Raw genomic sequence first — 22,071 nt, 5'->3', positions numbered from 1 at the left:
CTTCCTTCGTCACGGTCGGGGGGAGGGGAAGTCCTGCGCCGAGCGGGGACGCTGCTGCGCGGGGATCCGCGCGCCCGGCCGGCCCGGCACCCGGCCCCGCCACGCCCGGCGCAGCGCCGCCCAAGCGCGCCGCGCCAGGTGCGCGGCCCAGGCGCGGGCCATGGCGAGCGCGGGCACGGGGTCGTCGGACGCGTACCAGGCCCGCTCCACACCGCCGCCCCACCGGGGCGTCCCCGCACGGGTGCGGGGCCGGGGAGACGCGAGCAGGGAGAGGGCGGCGTAGTTCTCCACGACGAACCGGCGGCCGTACGAGCGTGCCAGGTCGGGCACCGGACGGCCGGTCAGGTCCAGGTGCTGCGCGCGCACCACGTCGAGCCCCCACGGGTCGGCGAACAACCGGAACTGCGCGCCGGGCCGGGGGTTGAAGTCCAGCAGGTGGTAGGTGCCGGTCCGCGGGTCGAGGCGGAAGTCGAGATCGGCGATGCCGCGGTAGCCGAGGGCGGACACGAGGTCGCGGGCGGTCCGCTCGACCGCCGGGTTCGGGGCCCAGACCCCGGCCGCGGTCAGTCCCGCGCCGTCCGGCCAGGAGCGCACCTTGCGGCCGGTCGCCGCGACTGAGCAGGCGCCGGAGCGGTCGCAGTACGCGTGGAAGAACCAGTCCAGGTCGCGGCCCTCGGGCAGGTACTGCTGGAGCAGCAGGGTGCTGCCGGCCTCGGCGCGGCGGCCGTACAGCTCGCGGACCTGGGCGACCGAGCGGGCCAGGACGGTGCTGCGCAGTCCGGTGCCGGGCGGGAGCAGCCACGGGCGGCTCCACTTGGCGACGACGGGCAGGCCAAGCGCCGCGGTCATGGCGGCGGCCTCCTCGGCGTCGGCGGGGGCGAGGGTGCGCGGGTGCGGGACGCCGAGGCGCCGGCAGGTGGCGGCGAGGGACGCCTTGTCGGCCACCCGGGCGGCCAGCCCTGACGGCTGGTCGGGCAGCAGGAAGCGGGCGGCGGGTCCGTCGGTCTCCGCGCGGAGCCCGTCCAGGGAGACGGCGGTGACGTCGTCCATCGCGAGCAGCAGGGCCGGTTCGCCGTCCATGTGCTCGGCGACGCCCACGAGGGCGGTCCGAAGGCCCGTCAGCCCCGGCGTGTCGGGCCCCGGATGCCAGTGGTGCACGTAGCGGGAGCGGGACACCGGTCCCGCGGGCCGGCCGGTCACCACGTGGACCGGCACACCGGCCCGGCCGAGTGAGCGTACGGCCCCGAGCGTGCCGTGGTGGAAGGGATTGCGGTCGCACCGCAGGAGCACGGCGGCGACGCGGGTGTCGAAGAGCGGCACGGAATGTCCTCGTGTCAGTGCCCCAACCGGGCGATGAACTCCACTGATGGCCTAGGAAAATGCGGGACGGACGCCCCGGTCGGATCAATAGGAATACTTTTGATCCACACGATGTGCACGATGCTCGGAAAAGGCGGAACTGCCCTGGGAATCCGGCGGAGACGACGGATTGCCGTCGGTACGGCGGAAGGGCGGACCCGGACGGCCGGTATCTGCCGGCCGACGGCGGGACCGGTGGGACTCCGGTGCGGCCCCGGCGCCGGGTGGAACGGGCGGCCGGGAGGTACCGGCCGACGGGCCGCCGGGCCGACGGCGGGTCCGCCGCTCCACCGGTCCGCCGACGGGCCGGACGGCGGCACGAGGAAGGAGACGGTGATGCGGAACGGCGGACGGACGGCGTGTACCTGGCTGGGGGTGTTCACCGCCGGCCTGCTGGTCTCCTGCTCGGTGGTCTCGGCCCCCGGCCACGCGGCGGACTTCCCGGCGGCCCGGGACCCGGTGGTCACCGGGGAGACGGCGCTGGGCGCGTACCTCGACTACGGGCCCGGGGGCATCCGCCGCATGGCGGAGCTGGAGGAGTGGCTCGGCGGCACCGAGCTGCGGGTCGGCCACACCTACCTGCCCGGCGACCGGTGGTCCAACATCGCGGGGAAGGCGGGCTTCCTGGAGTCCTGGGCGCGGTGGCGCCGGGAGCGGGAGGACCGGCTGCTGGTGCTGAACGTGCCGATGCTGGAGCGCAACGAGAGCCGGCTGCCGGACGGTCTGGTGCGGACGCTGCTGCGGCGCGGTGCCGACGGCCTGTTCGACCACCACTTCCGCGGGCTCGCCGAGCGGCTGGTGGGGATGGGGGCGCCGGACACCGTCATCGTGCTCGGCTGGGAGATGAACGGCTCGACGTACAGCCACCGCTGCGGGCCGGATCCGGACGCGTGGAAGAGGTACTGGAAACGCATCGTCACCGCCATGCGCGAGGTGCCCGGCCAGGAGTTCCGGTTCGACTTCGCCCCCAATCGCGGACGGGACGCCATTCCGTGGACGCGTTGCTATCCGGGTGACGACGTCGTGGACATCGTGGGGATGGATTCCTACGACCAGCCGCCGGGCCGGACTTTCGACGAGCAGGCGAACGAACCGTACGGGTTGCGGCATCACGTGGAATTCGCCGCGGCCCACGGAAAGCCTATCTCCTATCCGGAGTGGGGCCTGTTCCGAAACGGCGACAATCCCGAGTACATGCGGCGGATGCTCGAATGGATCAACGAGCACCGGCCGGTGTACCACTCCATCAGCGACTACTGCCCGCACGGGGTGTGGCAGTGCCGGGCGAACCCGCGGTCCTCGGAGGTCTTCCGGTCGATGCTGTACGGCCTGACGGAGCCCCTGGAGCCGGTGGAGCCCACCGAGCCGGACGAACCCGCCGAGCCGGGTGGGCCGGTCGAGCCGGGTGAGCCCGTCGACCCCACCGGGCCGGTGGAGCCGCAGGTCCCCGCGGAGCCGACCGAGCCGCCCGGGCCGACGTGGCCGACCGACCCGATGTGGCCGGCCGACCCCACGTGGCCGACCGACCCCACGTGGCCCCTGCCCGAGCACGAGCCGGTGCCGGAGGCCGAACAGCCCGACGAGCCGTCGTGCACGCCGATCGACCTCGGCCCGTGGGTCCAGAAGTGGCTCGACGAACCGGTCTGCGTCCGCTGGGACTGGTGGGAGGGCCTCTGGTCCTGACACCGGCAGGATGCCGCGGTGGCGGCGCGGCAGGGGCGGCCTCACCGCCCCGCGCCGCCGCCGCCCCGCAGCCGCCGCACCCAGGCGCGGTCCCGCAACCGGTCCGCGGCCATGCGGCGGCAGCGGGCGTACCCGGCCCTGAGCCACAGCGCCGGTGCCGTCCGCCCGCGGGCCAGCAGCAGCCGCTGGTTGACCACGGGCTCGGGGCGCCAGTGGTGCTTGTAGGGCTCCTCGCCGCGCAGCAGGCTGAGGGTGCCCTGCCCGGTCTCGGCGGCGGCCCCGGCGCACGTGCGCAGCAGCAGCGTCGCGATGTCCACCTTCAGCGACCGCAGCACCGGGTCGGCGCCGTACAGGTACCCGCCGCAGAGCCGGGGCGACAGCAGCGTGAGGTCCACCGCCACCACGTCGCGCTCGGCGTCGCCGCGCAGCCGGAACTCCGTCACCCGGGCCTGGCCCGTCTCCGCCATGGCCGTCACGGCCCGGCCGAGGTGCTGCGCGAACCGTTCCGTCAGGTGCTCCGGGTTCACCGCCCGCCCGGCCCACTGGCGCCGATGCAGGTCGAGGAGCCGGGCCACGGCCTGCGGCACCTCCGCCGGGGGCACGGTGCGCGCGACGACGCCCTCGCGGTCGATCCTGCGCAGCTTGGCCCGGGCGCGCTGGGCCCGGGACGCGGGCAGGCGGCCGGCGAGCTCGTCGACCGGCCGGGCGGGCAGTTCCATGCACACGGAGTCGGGCAACCGCCGCCGCGGCCCCGTCCAGGAGGCGTGGAGGCGCTCGGCGGCGGCGCCGGGCCGCACCTCCCGCAGGTCGATCACGGCGGTGCGGGCCAGTGCGGCCAGCGCGCCGGCGAGCGCGGCGAGCGCCTCGGGGCGGTCGTCGTCGACGAGCACGTCGCCGTAGTCGGTGAGGGCCCCGCCGAGCAGGACCAGGGCGGGTGCGGGACCGGGCGCCAGCCACAGCGGCGCGGCCGCCAGGAGCCGGCCGTCGGCCGTGTCCCGGACGAGGACCGTGCGCAGCCGTCCCGGAACCCCGTACGACAGCCACCACGACGACAGCCAGGCGTGCGACTGGAACGGCGTCGCGCTGCGGCACCGCCCGTGCAGGTCCTGCCAGTCGGAGGCGAGGGCGGCGAACTCCCCCGCGTCACGGCAGACGGTGACGGCTGGGGCCGCCCGGCCCGCGGTGGCGGGCGCCTTCCCGAGGGTGTCCGCCGCGCTCACACGGACTCCGGCTGCGGTTCGGCGGCCGGGCTCGGCGCCGGGACGGTCGCGGTGCCGGGGGCGGCGTCCGCCGCGCCGTCCCGGCGGCGGGGGCGGGCGAGCAGGGCGAGGCCGCCGAGGAGACCGCCCGCGCTGGCACCGACCAGGGCCGCCAGGGCGGGTGACGGCGACACGGGGCTGGTGGGCCTGGTGGCCCGGGCGAACTGGACCACCCGCACGTTCGTGCTGGTCTCGGCGTGGCTGCCCTTCTGGACCAGGGCCCTCGCCACGCTGTCGGCCATGGCGGCCGCGGTGGCGGGCCGGGCGGAGCGCGCCGTGAGGGAGATCATCGGGGCGTCCGGGGAGGTCGCCGCCTGCACGTTCGCGCGCAGCACGGCCGGCGACACCCGCGCCCACACGGCGGCGTCCCCGGCGACGGCGATGTCGGTGGCGACCCGGCCGTACGCCTGCGCCAGACCCATCGCCCCCGCCGGGTCGGAGCGCTCCGCGGGCACGACCACGACGTAGCTGGTCGCCGCGTACTGGGGGGTCTTCAGCAGCCCGTACCCGCCGCCGGCGGCCAGGCCGGTCAGGACCGCGCCGGGGACGATCCACGCAGGGCCGGGCCTGCGCAGGCGCTCCGCGCGCGGCAGGCGGCGGGCGACGCGGCGGCTGAGCCTGGCGAGGCGGCGCCTCAGCGGCAGGAAGGTGCGCGGGGTCGGTCGCGGGCTGGTCATCGGTCACTCGTTTCTCTGGTGAGTCGCGGGAGGGGTTCGCTGTAGAGGGTCATCAACTGCCGTGCGCTGTGCGCGATGTCGTACCGGTGGGCGGCCGGCGGCACCGGCAGGCGGCGGGCGCCCTCCGCGCGGGTCGTGCGCACCGCAGCGGCCACGTCGGCCGCGGTGCCGCCGATCCGCAGCGCGCCCGGGGCCTCCCCGGGCGGCAGGTCGTCGAGGGCCGGACAGGCCACGTACCGCACGGGCAGCCCCGCGGCCAGCGCCTCGACGACGGCGAGCCCGAACGCCTCGTCGGCCGACGAGGACACGAACACGTCCATGGCGGACAGCAGCCCCGGCAGCTCCCCGGCGCCCACCGCACCCGCCCACACCACCCGGTCGGTGACGCCGCGGGACGCGGCGAGGCGTGCGAGCCGCGACCGCTCGGCGCCCTCGCCGACGATCAGCAGCCGCACGTCCGGGGGGAGTTCGGGCAGCGCGTGGAGGAGGGTGTCGAAGCGTTTGCCGGGCGCGAGGCGGCCGACGCCCCCGACGACGTACGCGTCCGGGGGGAGCCCGAGCCGCCGCCGGGTGGCGTGCCGGGCCGCCTCGTCGTACGCGAACCGGGCCGCGTCGATGCCGTTCGGGACGACGCGGACACGTGAGGGCCGCACCCCCCAGTCCGCGAGCCGGCGGGCCACCGTGTCGGACACGGCGACCGTCGCGGTGCCGAGCCGCTCGGTCGCGAGGTACAGGGCGCGGGCACCGGAGCTGAGGGGCCGGCCTTCGATCTGCGCGGCGCCCAGGGAGTGTTCGGTCGCGATGACGCGCCGCACGCCGGCGAGCCTGGCGGCGAGGCGCCCGTACACGCAGGCCCGGTACAGGTGGGTGTGCACCACGTCGTACCGGCCGCGGCGGATCAGGCCGGTGAGCCGGGGCAGCGCGGACAGGTCGCGGTTGCCGCGCATGCCGAGGTGGGCGACGGGCACCCCGTCGGCGCGCAGGGCGTCGGCGACGGCGCCGGGGTTGGTGAGCGTGACGACGCTGCTGTGCACCGGCAGGTGGCCGACGAGCAGCCGCAGCTGCTGCTCGGCGCCGCCGATGCCGAGGCCGGTGATGACGTGCAGGACCCTCACGACACGGCCACCGGGGCCGGCGCGAGGCTCGCGGGGGTGCGGCGGCGCAGGCGGTGCAGCCGGCGCTTCGCGGCGAGCCGCCAGCCGGTGTCGCGCTGCCCGATGTGGACCCGGGGCAGGGCGAGAACGCCGGCCAGGTCGGCGTCGGGGTCGATGGCGCAGCCGTACGCGTAGCCCGCGTCCCGCACCGCGGCCGCGACGCGGGCGTCGACTTCCCCGTACGGGTAGCAGAAGCCGGCCGGCGCCCGCCCCGTGAGGGCGCGCAGCTGCTCTCGGCTGCCGTGGACCTCGGCGCGCAGCGTGGCGTCGTCGGCGCGGGTCAGGTGCGTGTGGCGGCTGCCGTGGGAGGCGACCTCCATCCCGGCGTCGACGCAGCGGCGCAGGTCGGGAGCGCTCAGCAGCGGCTTGCGGGGTCCCAGTTCGTCCCACGCGTTGTCCTCGGCGAGCCTGCCGGGCAGCACGAACACGGTGGCGGTGCAGCCGTGCCGGTGCAGCAGCGGGACGGCCTGGTGGAGGAAGTCGGCGTACCCGTCGTCGAAGGTGAGCCCGACGAGGTCGCGCGCGGCGCCGCGGGCGGTGGCGTCGAGCAGCTCGCGCACGCCGACGCCGCGCAGCCCCCGGGCCCGCAGCCAGCGGAGCTGGGCGTCGAGCCGGCCGGGGGTGACGGTCACCTGGTAGGGGTCGTCCCTGTCGTCGTCGACCGAGTGGTACATCGCGATCCAGGGAGGCGGCGTGCGGCCGGTCATGGCTGAGCCTTCACTGTGCGGAGCGGACGGGGCGGGAGGCGGCACCGGCGGGATCCGGCCCGGCGGGCCTGGGATCCGGCCCGGCGGGCGAGGAGGGGGAGCCGGCGGGTCCGGAGCCGGGGGCTTCGGGCACGGCGGGCACCGGGTCGGCGTCGGCGGGCTCGGCTCCGGAGGCAGGGGCGGGAGCGGGGACTTCGGGCGGGACGCAACCGGAACCGGCGGCGCCGGGTTCTTCGGGTCCGGGCCCTGCGGCACCCGCGGGCGCGGACCCGGCCGCGACTGCTCCGGCCGGTCCGGGAGCGGTGGAGGCAGCGGCGACGGCCGGTCCGCCGGGGACGACGGGGCCGACCGCGACCGCAGGGCCGGCGGAGGGAGCCGAGACGGCCGGGCCGACCGCGACACCAGGACCGGCAGACGGAGCGGGCGCAGCACCCGCACCCGCACCCGCACCCGCACCCGCACCCGCACCCGCACCCGCACCCGCACCGCGAACGGTCCCGCGGCGGATCCGGCCACGGGCGGAGCCGAGGAGTCGGGCCGCGCGGGCGGGCACGACCGGGGCCAGCCGCCGGGCCGCGCGCAGCAGGTCCGGCACCACCGGGGCCCCCAGCGCCCGTGCGGCCGCCAGGAACACAGCGACCGCGACGGACCCGACGAGCAGCACCGCCGGCAGCGGCGGGGCGGCCTCGGTCCGGGCGGCGGCGACGCCTCCGGCCGCCGTCGCGGCGACGGCGGCGGCGGCCAGCCGCGCGAGGCCCCCGGCGACCCGGCGGGCCGACAGCGGGATGCCGTGCCGCCGTACGCCGTGGAGCAGCAGTGCGGCGGCGGCGGTGATCCCCGCGGCGTTGGCCAGCGCGATCCCGGCGGCCCCGAAGGGGCCCACCCACAGGGCGCCGAGCGCGGCGTGCACGCCCACCCCGAGCAGCATCGCCCCGGCCGGGAACCACAGGGGCCGGGAGCTGGAGAAGTACACCCGTACCAGAGCGCTGACGAGGGCGTGGCCGAGCAGGCCGAGGGCGTAGACCCGCATGACGGAGGCGGTCGCTGCGGTGTCGCCCGCATGGAACGCCCCGCGCTGGAAGAGCAGTTCCACGATCCTGGGGGCGGCGGCGATGACGGTGGCGGTGCCGGTCAGGACGACCACACCGGCGAACAGCAGGTCGCGTTCGGCCCGGCGGCGGGCGGCTGTCAGGTCGCCCGCCGCGATGGCGCGGGCGACGACGGGGAAGCTGACGGTGCACAGCATCAGCGACAGCACCATCGGGAGCTGGGCGACCTTCTGGGCGTAGTTGAGGTGCGAGATGGCCCCGGCGGGCAAGGGTGCGGCGAGGAACCGCTCGACGAGGACCTGCGACTGGCGGGCGACCGCGAAGACGATCACGGGCGCGATGAGCGCGAGGACGAAGGCCCCGGCCGCCGGTACGCGGTCGCGGTCGCCCTCGGGCGCCGCCTCGCGCCGGCCCGCCCGCAACCGCCGCACCAGGGCGGGCCCTTGGACCAGGGCCATGAGCACCCCGCCCGCCGCGACGCCGGCGGCCGCCGCGCGCACGCCCCAGCCGGGGCCGAGCAGGACGACGGCGGTGATGATCCCGACGTTGTAGGCGACGTAGATGGCGGCCGGTGCGAGGAACCGGCCGTGGGCGCGCAGGGCGGCGCTGAAGTACCCGGCGAGCGCGAAGGACAGCACGCAGGTGGCGGTGAGCCGGGTGCAGTCGACGGCCAGTTCCTGCCGGGGGAGCCCCGGCGCCAGCAGCGGTACGAGGGCGGGCGCGGCCAGCGCGAGCAGCGCTGCGCCCGCGGCGGCGCCGAGGACGGTCCTGGGCAGGGTCGTGCGGACGAGGCCGAGCACGGGGTCGGGGCCGGGGTGGCGGGCCGCGCGCAGGGCGAGGGCCCGGCTGAAGGCGGGGACGAGGAGCAGCGCCATCGCGTCCTCGATGAGCAGCGTCGACGCGAACTCCGGCACCGTCCAGGCCACGAGGAACGCGTCCGTCTCGGGGCCCGCCCCGAAGGTCCGCGCCAGCAGCTGGTCCCGTACGAGCCCGAGCAGCGCCCCGGCGGCGGTGAGGCCCGCGGTGACCAGGGCGGCGCGGGCGAGCGGTCCGCCGGCGCCGCGCCGCGCCGCCGGGCCGGGCCGGGCGGTGTCCGCGGGCGGGCCGCTGGGGCGCGTCCCGGTGCCCGCCGCACGGGAGGGCCGGCCCGGGGCGGTGGGGTCCTGCGTGCGGGGGCGGGTGGGCACGGGGGCCCTTTCTTCGCGGACCTCAGCCACGGTGGCCCTCCGCCCGCTCCCCCCGGACCCCCCGGGCCCCCTGTGCCCTATGGGCCTCATGGGCCCCGGCCACGGCGGCCTCCGCCCGCTCCTCAGGCACGGCGGGCCTCCGCCTGCTCCGCGCCGGGGCCGACGGCCCACCACGCCGCGACGCCCAGCAGGACGGCGGTCAGCACCGTGGAGGGGCCGCCGATGTCCGCGTACAGGAAGTCGACGAGCTGCCAGGCGAGCAGTCCCACGGCGACCAGGCCGCAGTCGAAGCCGGCCCCGCGCCCGCGGCGCACGGCGAGCAGCCGTCGCGCCGCGCACACCGCGAGGGCCAGCCACCCCCCGGCGAGCGCGAGCAGCCCGAGCAGGCCCTGCTCGCTGAGGATGAGCAGGTACATGTTGTGCGGGGACAGCAACGGCTGCCGCTGGTAGCCCATGCCGGCGCCGGCCGTCTCGCTGCCGGACGACAGCGCCAGGGAGGCGTGGCCGTCCCGGTACTGCGGGAAGCCCTTCAGGCCGACGCCGGTGACCGGTGCGTCCCGCCAGATGTCGACGGCCGCCGCCCACATCGTGTACCGGTCGGTGACGGACCGGTCGGGCGCGTCCGCCACCTGCGTGATGCTGACCAGGCGTTCCTGCACCATCGCGGAGCCGATGCCGAAGCCGCCCACGAGGACCACGCCGGCCGCCGCGGCGGCGAGGGCCGCCACGAGGGCCCGGCGCACGCCGGTGAGCAGGAGCTGCGCCCCGCAGGCGGCGGCGGTCGCGATCCAGGCGCCGCGGCTGAAGGACAGCACCAGCGGCACGGTGAGCAGGGCCGCGCAGCCGAGGGCGGCCACCCGGGCACGGGGCGTCCCGCGGCCGCCCAGCGCCAGACCGACGGCGGCGACGATGCCGAACGAGACGACCGTCGCCATACCCATCACGTCGGTCGGTCCGAAGGTGCCGACGGCGCGGATGTCCTCACCCATGTAGGAGGCCCCGGTGCCGGTCGCGTACTGGACGACGCCGATGCCGCCCTGCACGAGGGCGAGCCCCACGAACGACCAGGCGACGGCGGCGAGGTCGCGGCGGTCCCGGACGGTCAGCACGACGGCCGCCGGGACCAGCACGAAGACCTGAAGGTAGCGGACCAGACCCGGCAGGCTCGCCACGGGATCGTGGGAAGCCGCGGCGGCCGCGCAGAGCCCCAGCACCGGCAGGCCGAGCACGACCGCGGCGAGCGGGGTGAGCGGCCGGGAACGGGTGCGGGCGAGGCGGACCGCGCACCCCAGCACGAGGAGTCCGGAGGCGGCGTCGGCGAGCGTGGCGCCCCCGCCGGGTCCGCCCGCGGGCGGCAGCGCCAGCAGGGCGACGACGGCGAGCAGCGGCGCCAGGTGCAGCGGCAGCGGCGCCCGCTCCGCTCCCGCACCCCGCGGCGGCAGCAGCCGGCGGGCCCACCCGGGCGGCGCCCCACCGGGCCGTACGAGGGGGAAGGACAGCGCGGACATCAGCCACCCGCCGGTCGGATCAGGGTCGCCGCCGTGCGCAGCAGGATGCAGACGTCCTGCCACAGCGACCAGTGGTCGATGTAGTGGTTGTCGAAGCGGCAGCGGTCCTCGATGGAGGTGTCGCCGCGCAGCCCGTGCACCTGGGCGAGTCCGGTGAGACCGACCGGCATCCGGTGGCGGGCCGCGTAACCGGGGTGCATGCGGCTGAACCGCTCGACGAAGTAAGGGCGTTCGGGACGCGGCCCGACCAGGCTCATGTCGCCGCGCAGCACGTTCCACAGCTGGGGCAGCTCGTCGAGGGAGGTGCGGCGCAGGAAGGAGCCGACCGCGCCGAGCCGGTCGTCGTCGGCGACGTTCCAGCGGGTGGCGGCCTCGGTGGCGTCGGCGGGGCGCAGGGTGCGGAACTTCAGCAGGGTGAAGAGCCGCCCGTTCTCGCCGACGCGCTCCTGCCGGAAGAGCACGCCGGGACCGTCGGAGAGCCGTACGGCGGCGGCGCACAGCAGCAGGACCGGCGCGGCCGCGAGGAGCAGCGGCACGGCGAGCGCCAGGTCCAGGGCGCGCTTGGGGAGGCGGCTGCGGCGCGGCGCACCGGGGTCGGGCAGGGCGCGCAGCTCGTAGCCCCACAGGTGGCGGTGCATCGGGACGGCGCCGCCGCCGTGGGCGGGCCCCACGAGCCAGGTGGTGCAGCCGTGGCGGCGCAGGAGGGCGGCGAGGTCGCCGCCGCCCCGGGCGGGGGCGTCGTCCGCGGCGACCAGGAAGGCGTCGCGGACGCAGTTCTGGATGACGGCCCGCTGGATCTCCTCGGGGGTGCAGAGCAGCGGCAGGGGTGCCCGGAGCGTGCCGGGCTCGGCCGCCGCGGGTTGCGGGATGTCCTGCCCCGCGGTGCCGACGACGCCGACGGGCCGCACGCCGTACTCGGGGTGCTGGTGCAGCAGCGCGGCCAACCGCTGGGCGGCGGTGGCGGGTCCGACGACGAGCGCGGAACGCGGCTGGTTGCGGACGGCGCGGCGGCGCCCGTGGTGGACGGCCGCGCGGCAGGCGGCCAGCGCCGTGAGGTGGGCGGCGTACCCGGCGGCGAGGGCGCCCGGCCCGAGGGCGAGAACGGGCTCCCGGGTGGCCAGGAGCGCCGCGGCGGCAAGCCAGGCCACGGCGATCCGGCCGGCGAGCGCGGGCAGTTCGTCGAGGAGCGCGGCGGGGGGTCGCGCGGCCCGGTACAGCCCGGCGGCCGCGTGGAGGGCGACGGTGAGGACGGTGAGTGCGAGCAGCAGCCCGGCGGACCGCTGGCCCGGTGCCAGGACGAGGGCGGCCGGCAGCACGGCCGCGCAGTCGGCGGCCACGAGCGCCACCGTGAAGGCGAGGGGCGCCTGGCGCGGGACTCCGGCCCGCCGGTGCGCGGGAGCTGCGGACCATCCGGTCCGGTCCGCGGTCCTGCGCGGGCGGGCGACCCCGGTGCCGCCGGTACGGGCGGCGGTGCGGACCGCCGGTCCGCCCCGGGGCTCCGCAGGAGTGCCCGCGGCGCCCCCTGCGGTCGCGCCCGTTCCCGTGCCGCAGGAGCCGACCGGGTCCGACGGACCGGCCGTGGTCCGGTCGGCGCCGACCGGAGCGGACGAGCCAGTGAGCTCCTCCGGTGCCACGGCCTCTCCGGAGGCCTCCGGCACCCTGGACGCCGCCGCGCCGGAAGGCGCCTCGGCGCCGCCGGTGGTCAGGGCATCCGCGCTCAGGGGCTCCGCCGGGACGGCGGAGCCGCTCGCGCCCGGGGGAGCCGCGGTCGCGGGGGAAACCGTGGACGCTGCCGACGCCGCCGGGGTCGCGGTCGCCGGCACGGTGCGGGATGTCACAGGGTCCTGTGGGAGGCCCTGCGGTGCCGGGGGGAGCGGGGGCGGGGCCGTACCGGCGGTGCGGGCGGTGCCGTGGGTGGTGATGGGTGCGGTGTGGGCGCTGTCCGTGGTCACTGGGTGATCGGCTCTCCGAGCTCGCGGTGGCGCGGTGCCGCCGCCACCTCGCGGTACACGTCCGCGATCTCGGCGCCCGCGCGCCGCACGTCGAATCGCGTCCGTACGTGCTGCCGCGCCTGGCGGCCCAGGGCCTGCCGCAGGACCGGCCGCCGGAGCAGCCGGGCGAGCGCCGCGGCCAGCGCGTCGGCGTCCCCGGGCGGTACGAGGCAGTGCGCGGCGTGCCCGGGCGGCAGGCTCTCGCGGGCGCCGTCGACGTCCGTGAGGAGCACCGGCCGACCGGACGCCATCGCCTCCAGCGGGGCGAGGGCCATGCCCTCCCAACGGGACGGCAGGACCGCGAGGTCCGCCGCGCGGTACCAGGGAGCGGCGTCCGCCACCGCCCCCGCGAAGACCACCGAGGGGGGCGCCGCACCGCGCAGCACGTCCGCCGACGGCCCGTCACCGACGAGCACCAGCCGGGCCTGCGGGATCCGTTCGGCTACCGCCGCCCAGCTCCGCAGCAGCACGTCCTGGCCCTTCTGCCGGCACAGCCGCCCCACGCACACCACGACGGGGGCGGTGGCGGGCACGCCCGGCAGCAGGGCCGCCCGGAGAGCGGCCCGCTCCGCGCCGGAGGCGGCCGCGGCGAACCGGCCCGTGTCCACACCGTTGTGGACGACCGTCCAGGAGGCCCGCACCCCGGCCTGCACGCCCCTGCGGCGCTCCGCCTCGCTGACGCAGATCACGCGGTCGGTCCAGCGCGCGGCCCAGCGCTCCCAGCGCCGGGCGAGCCGCGCGGTCACCCCGTCCACCGCCTCGAACGACCAGGCGTGCGGCTGGTAGACGGTCGGCACCCGGCCCCGCACCGCCATCCGGGCGGCGAGCCCGGCCTTCGCGCTGTGCGCGTGCACCAGGTCGGGGCGCACCAGCTCGACGAGGCGCGCGACCTCCCGGCTCTCCGCGACGACCCCGGGCCCCGGGTCCCGGCCGGCCCGCCACGGGTACACCTCGGCGCCCCGCGCCCGGGCGGCCGCCGCGAGCGGCGTCCCGGGCGGGCAGGCGACGGCCACCCTCATGCCGCGCGCCACATGGGCGCCGACCACGTCGGTGACGACTCTGGCGACGCCGCCGTCGCCCGGCTGGACGACGTGCAGGGCGGTGAAGGGAGGACGCACGGGTGCCCCTTTCTTCTCAGCGGTGGCGAGGGCGGGCGGTGCAGGCGGCGGGCCGGGGATGACGGGGGCGGGGCCCGCCGGGGCGGATCAGCCGGCGTCGGCCTCCAGGAACAGCGCGCCGAGCCAGAGGAAGTCGCGTTCCGTGTGGATGCGCACGCCGACGTCGTCCGCTCCGGTCAGCAGGGCGCGGCGCAGGTCGAACACGTCGGAGTCGTATCCGAGAGTGTTCCGGTGGGCCGGTTCGCGGCGGATCCGGTCGCGTCCGGAATCGGTGATGCTGGAATTGAAGACGTCGTCGGCCGCATTCTCGGGGTCGGCGATCGGAACGGCCCGGCGCGTGCCGTGCGGTTCGAACGTGAGGGAATCACCCGTGATACCGCGGTCACCGTCGTAGGCGACCATTCCGAGCCGACCGTATCCGCCGACCGGAATGCGCATCCGGCCGAGATCGAGGTGCAGTGTGCGCTGTTCGGCGGTGACCGTGTCGAATCCGTCCCAGAGGGACAGGTGCCTCAGCGGGGCGCCCTTCTTCGCATAGGCGACGACCAGCGTCCAACCGCCCCACGCGCCGACCCGGGTGCGGCCCATGGCGACATTGATCTGGGCCACCGTGTACATTCCCGGCCCGGAGTTCCGGACGAGTTCCGTGACGTCGGCGGTGGCCTGGAAGGCGTCGGCGCCGTCGGCGGTGCGGTGCCCGATGACGGAGTCGGCCAGGAGTTCCTTGTAGGCCCCGCCGGGCTCGGCCACGAGGACCCGGCCGTTGTCCTTGTGGGGCTTCTGCTCGCTGACCAGGAGGTTGCCGCCCCAGTACAACCGGGCGTACGTGACCTGGGCGTCCTTGGGGAGGGCGAGCTCGGCGCGGCTGGAGTTGAACGTGTTCGGGTCGTCGTCCACGTCCGTGTAGAACATGTCGTACCTGTGGTTGGCGACCACCGCGGGCACCGCGGCCGGGCGGTTCTTCCCGTCGCCCGCGCCGTGATTCCCCTTTCCGCTCTGCGCGCCTTTCCCCGTGCGGGCGGTGACGCACGGAACCGTCGCGGCGCCGTCGCCCGCTCCGGACTCCCGGCAGGTGACGGCGGAATTCGCGGCCCGCACGATACCGCCCCGCTGGACGGCGTAGTACCGCTGGGTGAAGGGAATGCGGTCCTGCTCCTTCACCCGCGGGGTACGGGCCGACGGCGGCGCGGCGGCCACGGCGGGAAGCGCGGCGGACAGCGCCGCGCACGACAGGAGGCAGACCAGGCCGCGCCGCACGGCAGGAACCACGGGATTCCGCATAGAGGTTCTCCGCTTTGAGGAGGGGGGGAACAGCGCGAAGAGAAGCCGACAACGGGTGGGGGAGCAGACGATGACCACACGAGCAAAACACGAGACATTTGGCACATGGCCGGAGCAACACGCGCATTTCCGTGATCTGTTCATCGGATGCCGTAACGGTCCCGGGCGGGCGTTCGGCCGCGGCGCCCATTCACCCGTTCGGTAGCGCAACCCGGGCCCGGCTCACGCGTTCTTGAAAGAGTCGGCCGCGTCGGCCGCACTGCTTCACACCGACCTGCTAGGAGTGCTCGACCATGTCCCGTATCGCGAAGGCTGCCGTTTTCACCACCGCCGTAGCCGCATCCATGGCCGGTGCCGCCGGCGTCGCGAACGCCGACGCCGGCGCCGAGGCCGCCGCCGTGAACTCCCCCGGTGTCGGCTCGGGCAACGCCATCCAGGTGCCGGTCCACGTCCCCGTCAACGTCTGCGGCAACACGATCGACATCATCGGCCTGCTGAACCCGACCTTCGGCAACGTCTGCGTCAACGACTGACGCCGGCTCAGTCGCGTTCCACGCCCCCACGGTACGGCGCCGCCACCCGGGACTCCCCCGGGTGGCGGCGCCGTTCGCCGTGCGGGACACCCTCTTGGCGGCAGGACGGCGAACACCGCCCCCCGCGCGTGTCGCGGGGCGTCCGGGCAGGTCGGAGCGGTGGGGACCACCCGTAGGGCGCAGTCACCCTGCGTGTACCACGCGTTTGCGGGGCCACCCGGCCGGACGCAGCGTGGTGTCACCAGTCCGACGTGTCACCGGAAGGAAGAACCCACGCATGCGCCTCCTGACATCCCGTCGTGCCGCGGCAGCCGCGGTCTGCGTCGCGCTCACGCTCGGTGCGGCGGGACCCGCGGCGGCCGCCGCCCCGCAGACCCGCGCGGCCCAGATCGCGGCACCCGATCCCGCGAGCATCGTCGCCTCCGTCCAGGAGACGGTGGACGACCTCCTCGCCGGACTCGGCGACACCCTGCAGTCCCTCGCCGACACGATCAGCAGCCTCCTCCCCGGCATCAGCCTGCCGGAGATCGGAGTACCGGAGATCACACTGCCGGAGATCCCCGAGATCCCTCAGGTCCCCGAGGTCCCGGAAGTACCCGGCGTTCCGGCGAGCACGCTCCCCGTGCTGCCGGCGATCCCCGTCCCCGACGTCCCGGTCATGGAGGCCCCCGCGGTCACCGGCCCCTCCGACGTGTCCGGCGGCCTCGACACCGCTGCCGTCGCGGAGGACTTCGACCCGGCGTGGGACGCGTCCTGGGACCTGCCCGAGACCGGCGCGGACCCGTCCGAGACCGGCACGGCGACCGAGCAGCCCGAGACGGCCGTCACCCTTCCCGCCCTTCCCACCCCCCGTACGTAGGGCGTCGTCGAAGCCCCCTCCGCCTGCCGCCTGCCGTCACCGGGCTCCCACGGCGGGCGAGCCTCCTTCGACGGCACTCCGGCCGCACCGCGGAAGCGTCCGCGCACCGGGCCGGGTCCGCTCAGCCGACCGAGCGGACCCGGCCCGTCCGCGCGCCCGGCCAGCACCGCCCGCACCGGCATTGCTGGGCTTTCCTTTCTTTCGGATATTTCACACTGGTCCGAGAATCCGACCGCTGCGGCGCATCGTTCGGGTGCTGTCGAGAAATTCCCGGCTTTCCGAGTTTCCGCCACGCGGGGGACGTCGTTACAGAAGGCGTAGGACACGGACGCCTTTTCAGGAAGGACTCTCCCCCGATGAAGCCCACGAAGGTCGCCGCCGTCGTCGCCGGTTCCGTGATGGCCATGGGCGCGGCCTCCCCCGCCCTCGCCGCCGGCAGCACGACCCCCACCAGCCTCACCGGTGCGGTCGACGTGCTGAGCGCACACGCCCTGCACGAGGCGGTTCCCGGCGACGCCGTGCAGACGGTGACCGACAGCGACCTGGTCGGCAAGGTGTCGGACACCGCGAGCGACCTGGACACCTCCGAGCAGGCCGCGCCACTGCTCGGCGGCCTGCCGCTCGGCAAGTAGCGGCACGCGGGCACGGGCGGGGTGGGAGCGGTGGTTGCCGCCCCCCCCCCGCCCGCTCGTTCGCCCGCACCGGCACTGCTGCAAGCAGGCGAATTCCGCGCCCATCGCCGACGCGCGGTCGTTCATGCAGGCAGCGACACCTCCAGCTTCTCCCCATCTCCCCCCCGCAGTCACACGTCCGGGAAGGCGTACGCAGAAATGAACGTGAAGTCCCAGGCCGGTACGGGCCTCCTCGCCGCCTGCCTCGTCTCCGCTGCCGCCGCCGCACTCGCGGCGCCCGCGGCCGCCGCGGAGGCACCCGTGGAGGTGCCGCTCCAGCCCCTGGGCGCCGTGCTCCCCATGGCGCCGCCCTCCCTGAGCACGGGCGTGCCGCTCCCCATGCCGGGTGCGCCCGAGGGACTCGGCCGCACCACGGAGGGCGGGCTGCCGGAGCTGCTGCTCCTGCCGCGCACCCCGCTCGGCGCCGAGCTGCCGGAGACCGCCGTCGAGGCACCGCTGCCCGGCCTGCTCGGCGGTCGCCCGCTCGGCACCGCGATGCTCACCTCCGACCGCTCCGACATGAACACGTCTACGCCGGGCGCCTCGCTGGGCGAGCCGCTGTCCCTGCCGGAGCAGGGCGGGCAGCTCGGCCTGCCGGGCGTGCAGCTGCCGAAGGCGGCGCTGCTGGCCCCCGTCCTGTCCGGAGCACTCGACTCCGACCTCGGCCTCAACGGCTCCGAGTCCTGAACGGGACCACCCGCACAGGAGTGAAGAAAGCATTCATCCCGCCACCCGCACGGCAACCGCTCGTTGGACCCGACGGCTTGTCGCAGGGTCACCGGCCCGTGGTTCCGCACCGGGCGACGACGCAGCCGGCGTCGGCGTCCCGCGGTGCCACGGGCCATTCCCGTCTGCGCGGCCGGGCGCCCGGGCGGCGTTGCGCTCTTGGTGTGAGAGCCCCGGCGAGCCCGTGACCCCTCCAGGGCCGGGGCGTTGAAGGGCGTGACGACCGCGGTCCGCGGTCCCCATGTCTGACACGCACAAGGAGATCTGATGTCTCGCATCGCGAAGGCCGCCGCCGTCCTCGCCGGCACGGGTGCCGTCGCCCTGAGCGGCGCCGGCCTGGCCGTTGCCGACGCGGGGGCCAGCGGCGTCGCCGCCAACTCCCCCGGTGTCCTCTCGGGCAACGTGGTCCAGGTTCCGGTCAACGTCCCGATCAACCTGTGCGGCAACTCGGTCAACGTCGTCGGCCTGCTGAACCCGGCGTTCGGCAACGCCTGCCTGAACGTCGGCGGCGACCACGGCAACGGCGGCAGCCACGGCCCCGAGCACCCCTCGCACCCGGGCCACCCCGGCACCCCCGGCCACCCGGGTGGTGACAACGGCGGCGAGCCCGGCGGCTACGGCGACTGACGCCCCGCCAGGACTTCCCTCCTGACAGCTGCGGCCCCCCGGCCCGTGAGAGCCGGGGGGCCGCAGCGTTTCCCCGCGGGACGGGCCCACGCTCAGTCGTAGCGGTAGAGCCTGCTGTGGTCCTCCAGCTGCGCCGGCGTGACGTCCCACGGCGGCATCGGCTCGTCGCGCGCCACGACGCGGCCCCGCTGTTCCGAGCCGGCCGGCGGCTGCGCGGACGGCACGTAGAGCGCCCCGGGGTTGCGCCGCTGCCAGCGCGACCACACGAGGTCCACGAAGGCGTGGTGCAGCCAGAACACCGGGTCGTTGACCGAGGCGCCGCCGAGCATGTGGCCGCCCACCCACCGGTGCACCCGGTTGTGGTTGCGCCAGCGGGCGCTGCCGCGGCCCTGCCCCCAGCCTTCCAGCCGGTTGCGCAGACCGCCGCGGCTCGTCGAGTTCCAGGGCTCCGTGTCGTACACGGCCTCCCCGGTCGCCCACGCCAGCTCCTCCCGCGTGGGCAGGTCCAGCGGGTCCTTGGGGCGCCCGAGGTCCCGGGTGAGGAAGCGGTCCTCGGTGACGCCCACGGAGACCGTCCAGTTCCCCGTGGCGTACGCGAAGGGCCCGGTGGCCACCTGGAGGTCGCCGCGCCGCCCGTTGCCGCCCATGAAGTCCTCGCCCCAGGGCGGCCCCACCGGCGACCGGTCCCGCGTCCAGTCCCAGTACGGCACGGTGACGGCCGGGTCGACCTCGCGCAGCTCCCGCTCGAACTCCCACAGGTACTGGCGGTGCCACGGAAGGAACGACGGCGCCATGTGGGCGGCCCGCAGGCCGCTGGCGCCGTCGGCCTTGTAGTAGTCGATGTGGGTGCGGACGAACCGGTCGTACCGTCCGGCGCGCTTCAGCTCCAGCACCGCGGCCACGAAGCGGCGGCGCTCCGCCGCGGTCAGGTCGCGCTGGTCCTTACGCGTGTGCACCGCGCTGTCCTTCCGTCTCCTGGTGCGTGCGGCCCCGCAGCGCGCCGCCGTGCGCGGCGGCGACGGGCGCCAGGCGGGCGGCGCCCAGTTCGTCGACGGCCGCACGGGTGGCCGCCAGCGGTGTCGGATACGCCTGGTAGTGGTCCACGAGGCTGACGTAGCCGCCGCCGGCGCAGCGCATGAGGTGCAGGGGGCGGCCGTCGACGAGGACCTCGCACTCGGCGGCGTCCGCCGCCACGGGGTCGCCTTGGATGCGGCGGCCCCGGTACATCTCGTCGAAGCCCTCGTGCCGGCGCTGCCGCGGGCGCCGAGGGGCGGGTGCCGGGGTCCCGCCGCGGGGCGCGGCGGCCACACGGACGAGCGCGCCGCCGCTGAACGCCGCCGCGCCGAGGCCGAACAGGATGCGCAGGGCGCCGCGGCGCAGGACGGCCCCGCGCAGGCGGGGGAAGCGGCGGTCGGTGGGGGGCTGCTGACTCTTGCCGATCATGAGGTGATCTCCCGTACGGGTCGCGCGGGCGGTGGTCTCCCTCCCACCGGGCACAACGACGCTGTGCGAGAACCGTTCCGGAACCGTTCCTGAGTGCGAACGCTCCTCCTTGGCCACCCCTGACACGATCAGGTGAGCCGGGCGGTCCGCCCGTGGGCCGAACGGGTGGAATCGCGGCCGGACGGCCCGTTCGGCCCCACTAGTATCCGGCGCCATGACGTCTTCCACCGCCGTATCCCCCGACCAGAGGCGTTCCCTTGTGGGAACGCTCACCGTCATTCCGTGGGTCAGCGAGCCCACGCCCGAAGACCCCGGCAACCCCATGCTGATGGTGTACTCGCTGGGTGACGGCCCCGACGGCCCCGAGGCCGTCGAAGAGGCGCTGCGGGCGCAACTGGAGAAGCTGGGCCTGTCCATCGGGGAGCGGCTGATCGACCTGGGCAAGGACAGCCGCATCCCGGTCACCCTGCTGGTGGAGGCCGAGCAGGCCGTCCTGACCCTGCCCTTCATGAAGGTGCAGTGCCCGGTGCCGCCGGAGTGGGAGAGGGCCGCGCACGCCAAGGGCCAGGTCTATCTGATCTTCGCGGTGCGGCCGTGGCCGGAGGCGGTGCCCGGCAAGGAGGTGCCGGCCGAGACCCTGCGCGCCTTCGTCGGCGGCGAGGGGCTGCTGGAGGGCAGCGCGCACTGCCTGGCCCCCGTGCTGAGGGTGCGTACCTGAGATGGCGACGACGACGCACGGCGCACACGGGGCGGCCGAGGCGGCAGAGGCCGCCCCGGCCCGGCCCGGCGGCGCCCCCGACGGCGGGACCGGGGCGGGCCGCGGGCTCGCCTGGACCCTGGTGGCGACGGGCGCGGCGGGGCTGCTGGCGGCGTGGGTGATCACGCTGGACAAGTTCCGGCTGCTGGAGGACCCCGACTTCGTACCGGGGTGCAGCCTGAACCCGGTCGTGTCGTGCGGCAGCGTCATGGAGAGCGCCCAGGCGTCGGTGTTCGGCTTCCCGAACCCGATGCTCGGACTCGTCGCCTACGGCATGGTCGCCGCCATCGGGGCGGGCCTGCTGGCGGGGGCGCGTCACCGGCGCTGGCACTGGCTGGGGCTGAACGCCGGCTGCCTGTTCGGGGTGGGCTTCTGCACCTGGCTGATGCAGCAGTCGCTGTACGTGATCAACTCGCTGTGCCTGTGGTGCTGTCTCGCGTGGGTCGCGACGATCGTCCTCTTCTGGGCCGTGACCGCGCACACGGTGCGCCACCGGATGCTGCCCGCGCCCGCGGGCCTGCGCCGCTTCCTGGACGAGTTCGCCTGGGCACCGCCCGCGCTGCACCTGGGCGTGATCGGCATGCTGGTGCTGACCCGGTGGTGGGACTTCTGGACGGGCTGAGGCCCGACGCCCGAGAAGGAGGGGCCCGGTCGCGCCGTCGGCGCGACCGGGCCCCTCCTCGTGCCGCGGCACGACGGCGGCGCGTGCCCCGCGCCCGTCTCAGCCGGGGCCCGCGGGCGCGTGCCTGGCGTCGAGGGCAAGGGCCACGGCGAGCCCGCCGAGCACTCCGCCCATGACGCAGCGCTGGGCGCGCAGCCACCCGGGGCGGCGCGCCAGGAAGACGGAGACGGTCCCCGCGGCCAGCACGATCGTGAGGTTCACCGTCACGCTCACCACGACCTGGACCGCCCCGAGGACGAATCCCTGCGCGACCGTGCTGCCCGCCTCCACGTCGATGAACTGCGGGATCAGCGAGAGGTACATGACGGCGATCTTGGGGTTGAGGAGGCTGGTCGCGAGTCCCATCGCGAAGAGCCGCCGGGGCGGGTCCGGGGCCGCCTCCTGGGGGGCGAAGACCGACACGCCGCCCGGCCGCAGGGCGTTCCACGCCAGCCAGGCGAGGTAGCCGGCGCCCGCGAGCCGCACCACCGCGTACAGTTCGGGCACCGCGACGAACAGCACCGCGAGGCCCAGGTTCGTGGCCACCAGGTAGACGAGGAAGCCCACGGCGACCCCGGTGAGGGAGATGACGCCCGCGCGCCGGCCCTGGGTGACGGACCGCGAGACGAGATAGATCATGTTCGGCCCCGGGGTGAGGACCATGCCGAGCCCCACCGCGGTCATGCCCACCAGGGCGCTTGCCTCCACCATCGGCCCTCCCCCTCCCGCGGCGCCGGAGCATGGTGGGACGCCGCTTCACGGCGAGCATATTGACAGTCGAACCTCGGAGCAATAGAAACATTGCGCTCGGTGCAATCAAG

General features: G+C 76.0%; 21 protein-coding genes. 8 read left to right on the top strand and 13 right to left on the bottom strand.

The annotated features are described in order from the left end of the window. Positions 1 to 9: 9 nt before the first annotated feature. Positions 10 to 1,320 (bottom strand): ATP-grasp domain-containing protein, encoded by a 1,311-nt coding sequence (locus tag BJP40_RS27820; RefSeq protein ID WP_071283150.1) that lies wholly within the window; start codon positions 1,318 to 1,320, stop codon positions 10 to 12. A gap of 375 nt (positions 1,321 to 1,695) precedes the next feature. Here BJP40_RS27820 and BJP40_RS27815 point away from each other — a divergent pair, with 375 nt between their 5' ends. After that, complete coding sequence (locus tag BJP40_RS27815) at positions 1,696 to 3,042, top strand: glycoside hydrolase family 26 protein (RefSeq protein WP_079171524.1); 1,347 nt, start codon at positions 1,696 to 1,698, stop codon at positions 3,040 to 3,042. A gap of 41 nt (positions 3,043 to 3,083) precedes the next feature. Here the strand turns inward: BJP40_RS27815 and BJP40_RS27810 are convergent, their stop codons facing one another. The 9 genes from BJP40_RS27810 to BJP40_RS27770 form a co-directional block, all read right to left on the bottom strand. Further along, positions 3,084 to 4,262 (bottom strand): GNAT family N-acetyltransferase, encoded by a 1,179-nt coding sequence (locus BJP40_RS27810; protein ID WP_071283149.1) that lies wholly within the window; start codon positions 4,260 to 4,262, stop codon positions 3,084 to 3,086. Next, a complete protein-coding gene (locus tag BJP40_RS27805; protein WP_226962526.1) occupies positions 4,259 to 4,978 on the bottom strand; it encodes a lipopolysaccharide biosynthesis protein in 720 nt (239 codons plus the stop codon). The genes BJP40_RS27810 and BJP40_RS27805 overlap by 4 nt, the downstream gene beginning before the upstream one ends. Then, positions 4,975 to 6,093 (bottom strand): glycosyltransferase, encoded by a 1,119-nt coding sequence (locus tag BJP40_RS27800; RefSeq protein WP_071283148.1) that lies wholly within the window; start codon positions 6,091 to 6,093, stop codon positions 4,975 to 4,977. The genes BJP40_RS27805 and BJP40_RS27800 overlap by 4 nt, the downstream gene beginning before the upstream one ends. Further along, a complete protein-coding gene (locus tag BJP40_RS27795) occupies positions 6,090 to 6,839 on the bottom strand; it encodes a polysaccharide deacetylase family protein (protein WP_071264121.1) in 750 nt (249 codons plus the stop codon). Before BJP40_RS27795 ends, BJP40_RS27800 begins: the two co-directional genes overlap by 4 nt. A gap of 10 nt (positions 6,840 to 6,849) precedes the next feature. Further along, a complete protein-coding gene (locus BJP40_RS27790) occupies positions 6,850 to 9,075 on the bottom strand; it encodes a lipid II flippase MurJ (protein ID WP_071283147.1) in 2,226 nt (741 codons plus the stop codon). 122 nt (positions 9,076 to 9,197) lie between these two features. Continuing rightward, entirely contained in the window at positions 9,198 to 10,583 is a 1,386-nt protein-coding gene (locus BJP40_RS27785; RefSeq protein WP_079171523.1) for an O-antigen ligase, read from the bottom strand. After that, positions 10,583 to 12,217 carry an exopolysaccharide biosynthesis polyprenyl glycosylphosphotransferase gene (locus BJP40_RS27780; protein WP_079171526.1) on the bottom strand — a complete coding sequence of 545 codons (1,635 nt, stop codon included), beginning with the start codon at positions 12,215 to 12,217 and terminating at the stop codon, positions 10,583 to 10,585. Before BJP40_RS27780 ends, BJP40_RS27785 begins: the two co-directional genes overlap by 1 nt. Positions 12,218 to 12,531: 314 nt before the next feature. Continuing rightward, a complete protein-coding gene (locus BJP40_RS27775; protein WP_071283145.1) occupies positions 12,532 to 13,692 on the bottom strand; it encodes a glycosyltransferase in 1,161 nt (386 codons plus the stop codon). A gap of 87 nt (positions 13,693 to 13,779) precedes the next feature. Then, on the bottom strand, positions 13,780 to 14,973 hold the full coding sequence (locus BJP40_RS27770) for a hypothetical protein (RefSeq protein ID WP_071283144.1): 1,194 nt from the start codon (positions 14,971 to 14,973) through the stop codon (positions 13,780 to 13,782). Between the two features lie 293 nt (positions 14,974 to 15,266). Here BJP40_RS27770 and BJP40_RS27765 point away from each other — a divergent pair, with 293 nt between their 5' ends. The 5 genes from BJP40_RS27765 to BJP40_RS36140 all read left to right on the top strand — a co-directional run bounded on the left by BJP40_RS27765 (position 15,267) and on the right by BJP40_RS36140 (position 18,389). Beyond that, entirely contained in the window at positions 15,267 to 15,506 is a 240-nt protein-coding gene (locus BJP40_RS27765; protein ID WP_071267076.1) for a chaplin, read from the top strand. A 277-nt stretch (positions 15,507 to 15,783) separates the two neighbouring features. Beyond that, on the top strand, positions 15,784 to 16,365 hold the full coding sequence (locus tag BJP40_RS27760) for a hypothetical protein (protein WP_071283143.1): 582 nt from the start codon (positions 15,784 to 15,786) through the stop codon (positions 16,363 to 16,365). Positions 16,366 to 16,721: 356 nt separating this feature from the next. Beyond that, on the top strand, positions 16,722 to 16,997 hold the full coding sequence (locus tag BJP40_RS27755) for a hypothetical protein (RefSeq protein WP_071283142.1): 276 nt from the start codon (positions 16,722 to 16,724) through the stop codon (positions 16,995 to 16,997). A 198-nt stretch (positions 16,998 to 17,195) separates the two neighbouring features. After that, a complete protein-coding gene (locus tag BJP40_RS34700) occupies positions 17,196 to 17,723 on the top strand; it encodes a hypothetical protein (protein WP_079169086.1) in 528 nt (175 codons plus the stop codon). Positions 17,724 to 18,029: 306 nt separating this feature from the next. Further along, positions 18,030 to 18,389, top strand: a complete 360-nt coding sequence (locus BJP40_RS36140; protein ID WP_071267070.1) for a chaplin — start codon at positions 18,030 to 18,032, stop codon at positions 18,387 to 18,389. Positions 18,390 to 18,481: 92 nt separating this feature from the next. Here the strand turns inward: BJP40_RS36140 and BJP40_RS27740 are convergent, their stop codons facing one another. Both BJP40_RS27740 and BJP40_RS27735 read right to left on the bottom strand, forming a co-directional pair. Further along, on the bottom strand, positions 18,482 to 19,345 hold the full coding sequence (locus BJP40_RS27740) for a tyrosinase family protein (RefSeq protein WP_071267068.1): 864 nt from the start codon (positions 19,343 to 19,345) through the stop codon (positions 18,482 to 18,484). After that, positions 19,332 to 19,832 (bottom strand): tyrosinase family oxidase copper chaperone, encoded by a 501-nt coding sequence (locus tag BJP40_RS27735; RefSeq protein ID WP_071283141.1) that lies wholly within the window; start codon positions 19,830 to 19,832, stop codon positions 19,332 to 19,334. Before BJP40_RS27735 ends, BJP40_RS27740 begins: the two co-directional genes overlap by 14 nt. A gap of 214 nt (positions 19,833 to 20,046) precedes the next feature. Here BJP40_RS27735 and BJP40_RS27730 point away from each other — a divergent pair, with 214 nt between their 5' ends. Both BJP40_RS27730 and BJP40_RS27725 read left to right on the top strand, forming a co-directional pair. Further along, complete coding sequence (locus tag BJP40_RS27730; RefSeq protein ID WP_071267065.1) at positions 20,047 to 20,550, top strand: DUF5949 family protein; 504 nt, start codon at positions 20,047 to 20,049, stop codon at positions 20,548 to 20,550. Position 20,551: 1 nt separating this feature from the next. Then, positions 20,552 to 21,211 (top strand): vitamin K epoxide reductase family protein, encoded by a 660-nt coding sequence (locus tag BJP40_RS27725; protein WP_071283140.1) that lies wholly within the window; start codon positions 20,552 to 20,554, stop codon positions 21,209 to 21,211. A 99-nt stretch (positions 21,212 to 21,310) separates the two neighbouring features. Here BJP40_RS27725 and BJP40_RS27720 read toward each other — a convergent pair whose 3' ends face one another. Beyond that, entirely contained in the window at positions 21,311 to 21,961 is a 651-nt protein-coding gene (locus tag BJP40_RS27720) for a LysE family translocator (protein WP_071283139.1), read from the bottom strand. Between the last annotated feature and the right edge of the window lie 110 nt (positions 21,962 to 22,071).

Origin of the sequence: Streptomyces sp. CC53 (assembly GCF_001865245.1) — a bacterium.
In the GTDB taxonomy this organism is placed as follows: domain Bacteria; phylum Actinomycetota; class Actinomycetes; order Streptomycetales; family Streptomycetaceae; genus Streptomyces.
This window is presented reverse-complemented; position numbering and strand designations above follow the sequence as displayed.

Coding starts and splice junctions, on each gene's coding strand:
- BJP40_RS36140 (WP_071267070.1), top strand. CDS start 18,030: ATGTCTCGCATCGCGAAGGCCGCCGCCGTCCTCGCCGGCACGGGTGCC.
- BJP40_RS27770 (WP_071283144.1), bottom strand. CDS start 14,973: ATGCGGAATCCCGTGGTTCCTGCCGTGCGGCGCGGCCTGGTCTGCCTC.
- BJP40_RS34700 (WP_079169086.1), top strand. CDS start 17,196: ATGAACGTGAAGTCCCAGGCCGGTACGGGCCTCCTCGCCGCCTGCCTC.
- BJP40_RS27795 (WP_071264121.1), bottom strand. CDS start 6,839: ATGACCGGCCGCACGCCGCCTCCCTGGATCGCGATGTACCACTCGGTC.
- BJP40_RS27760 (WP_071283143.1), top strand. CDS start 15,784: ATGCGCCTCCTGACATCCCGTCGTGCCGCGGCAGCCGCGGTCTGCGTC.
- BJP40_RS27785 (WP_079171523.1), bottom strand. CDS start 10,583: ATGTCCGCGCTGTCCTTCCCCCTCGTACGGCCCGGTGGGGCGCCGCCC.
- BJP40_RS27815 (WP_079171524.1), top strand. CDS start 1,696: ATGCGGAACGGCGGACGGACGGCGTGTACCTGGCTGGGGGTGTTCACC.
- BJP40_RS27805 (WP_226962526.1), bottom strand. CDS start 4,978: ATGACCAGCCCGCGACCGACCCCGCGCACCTTCCTGCCGCTGAGGCGC.
- BJP40_RS27730 (WP_071267065.1), top strand. CDS start 20,047: ATGACGTCTTCCACCGCCGTATCCCCCGACCAGAGGCGTTCCCTTGTG.
- BJP40_RS27725 (WP_071283140.1), top strand. CDS start 20,552: ATGGCGACGACGACGCACGGCGCACACGGGGCGGCCGAGGCGGCAGAG.
- BJP40_RS27755 (WP_071283142.1), top strand. CDS start 16,722: ATGAAGCCCACGAAGGTCGCCGCCGTCGTCGCCGGTTCCGTGATGGCC.
- BJP40_RS27720 (WP_071283139.1), bottom strand. CDS start 21,961: ATGGTGGAGGCAAGCGCCCTGGTGGGCATGACCGCGGTGGGGCTCGGC.
- BJP40_RS27735 (WP_071283141.1), bottom strand. CDS start 19,832: ATGATCGGCAAGAGTCAGCAGCCCCCCACCGACCGCCGCTTCCCCCGC.
- BJP40_RS27765 (WP_071267076.1), top strand. CDS start 15,267: ATGTCCCGTATCGCGAAGGCTGCCGTTTTCACCACCGCCGTAGCCGCA.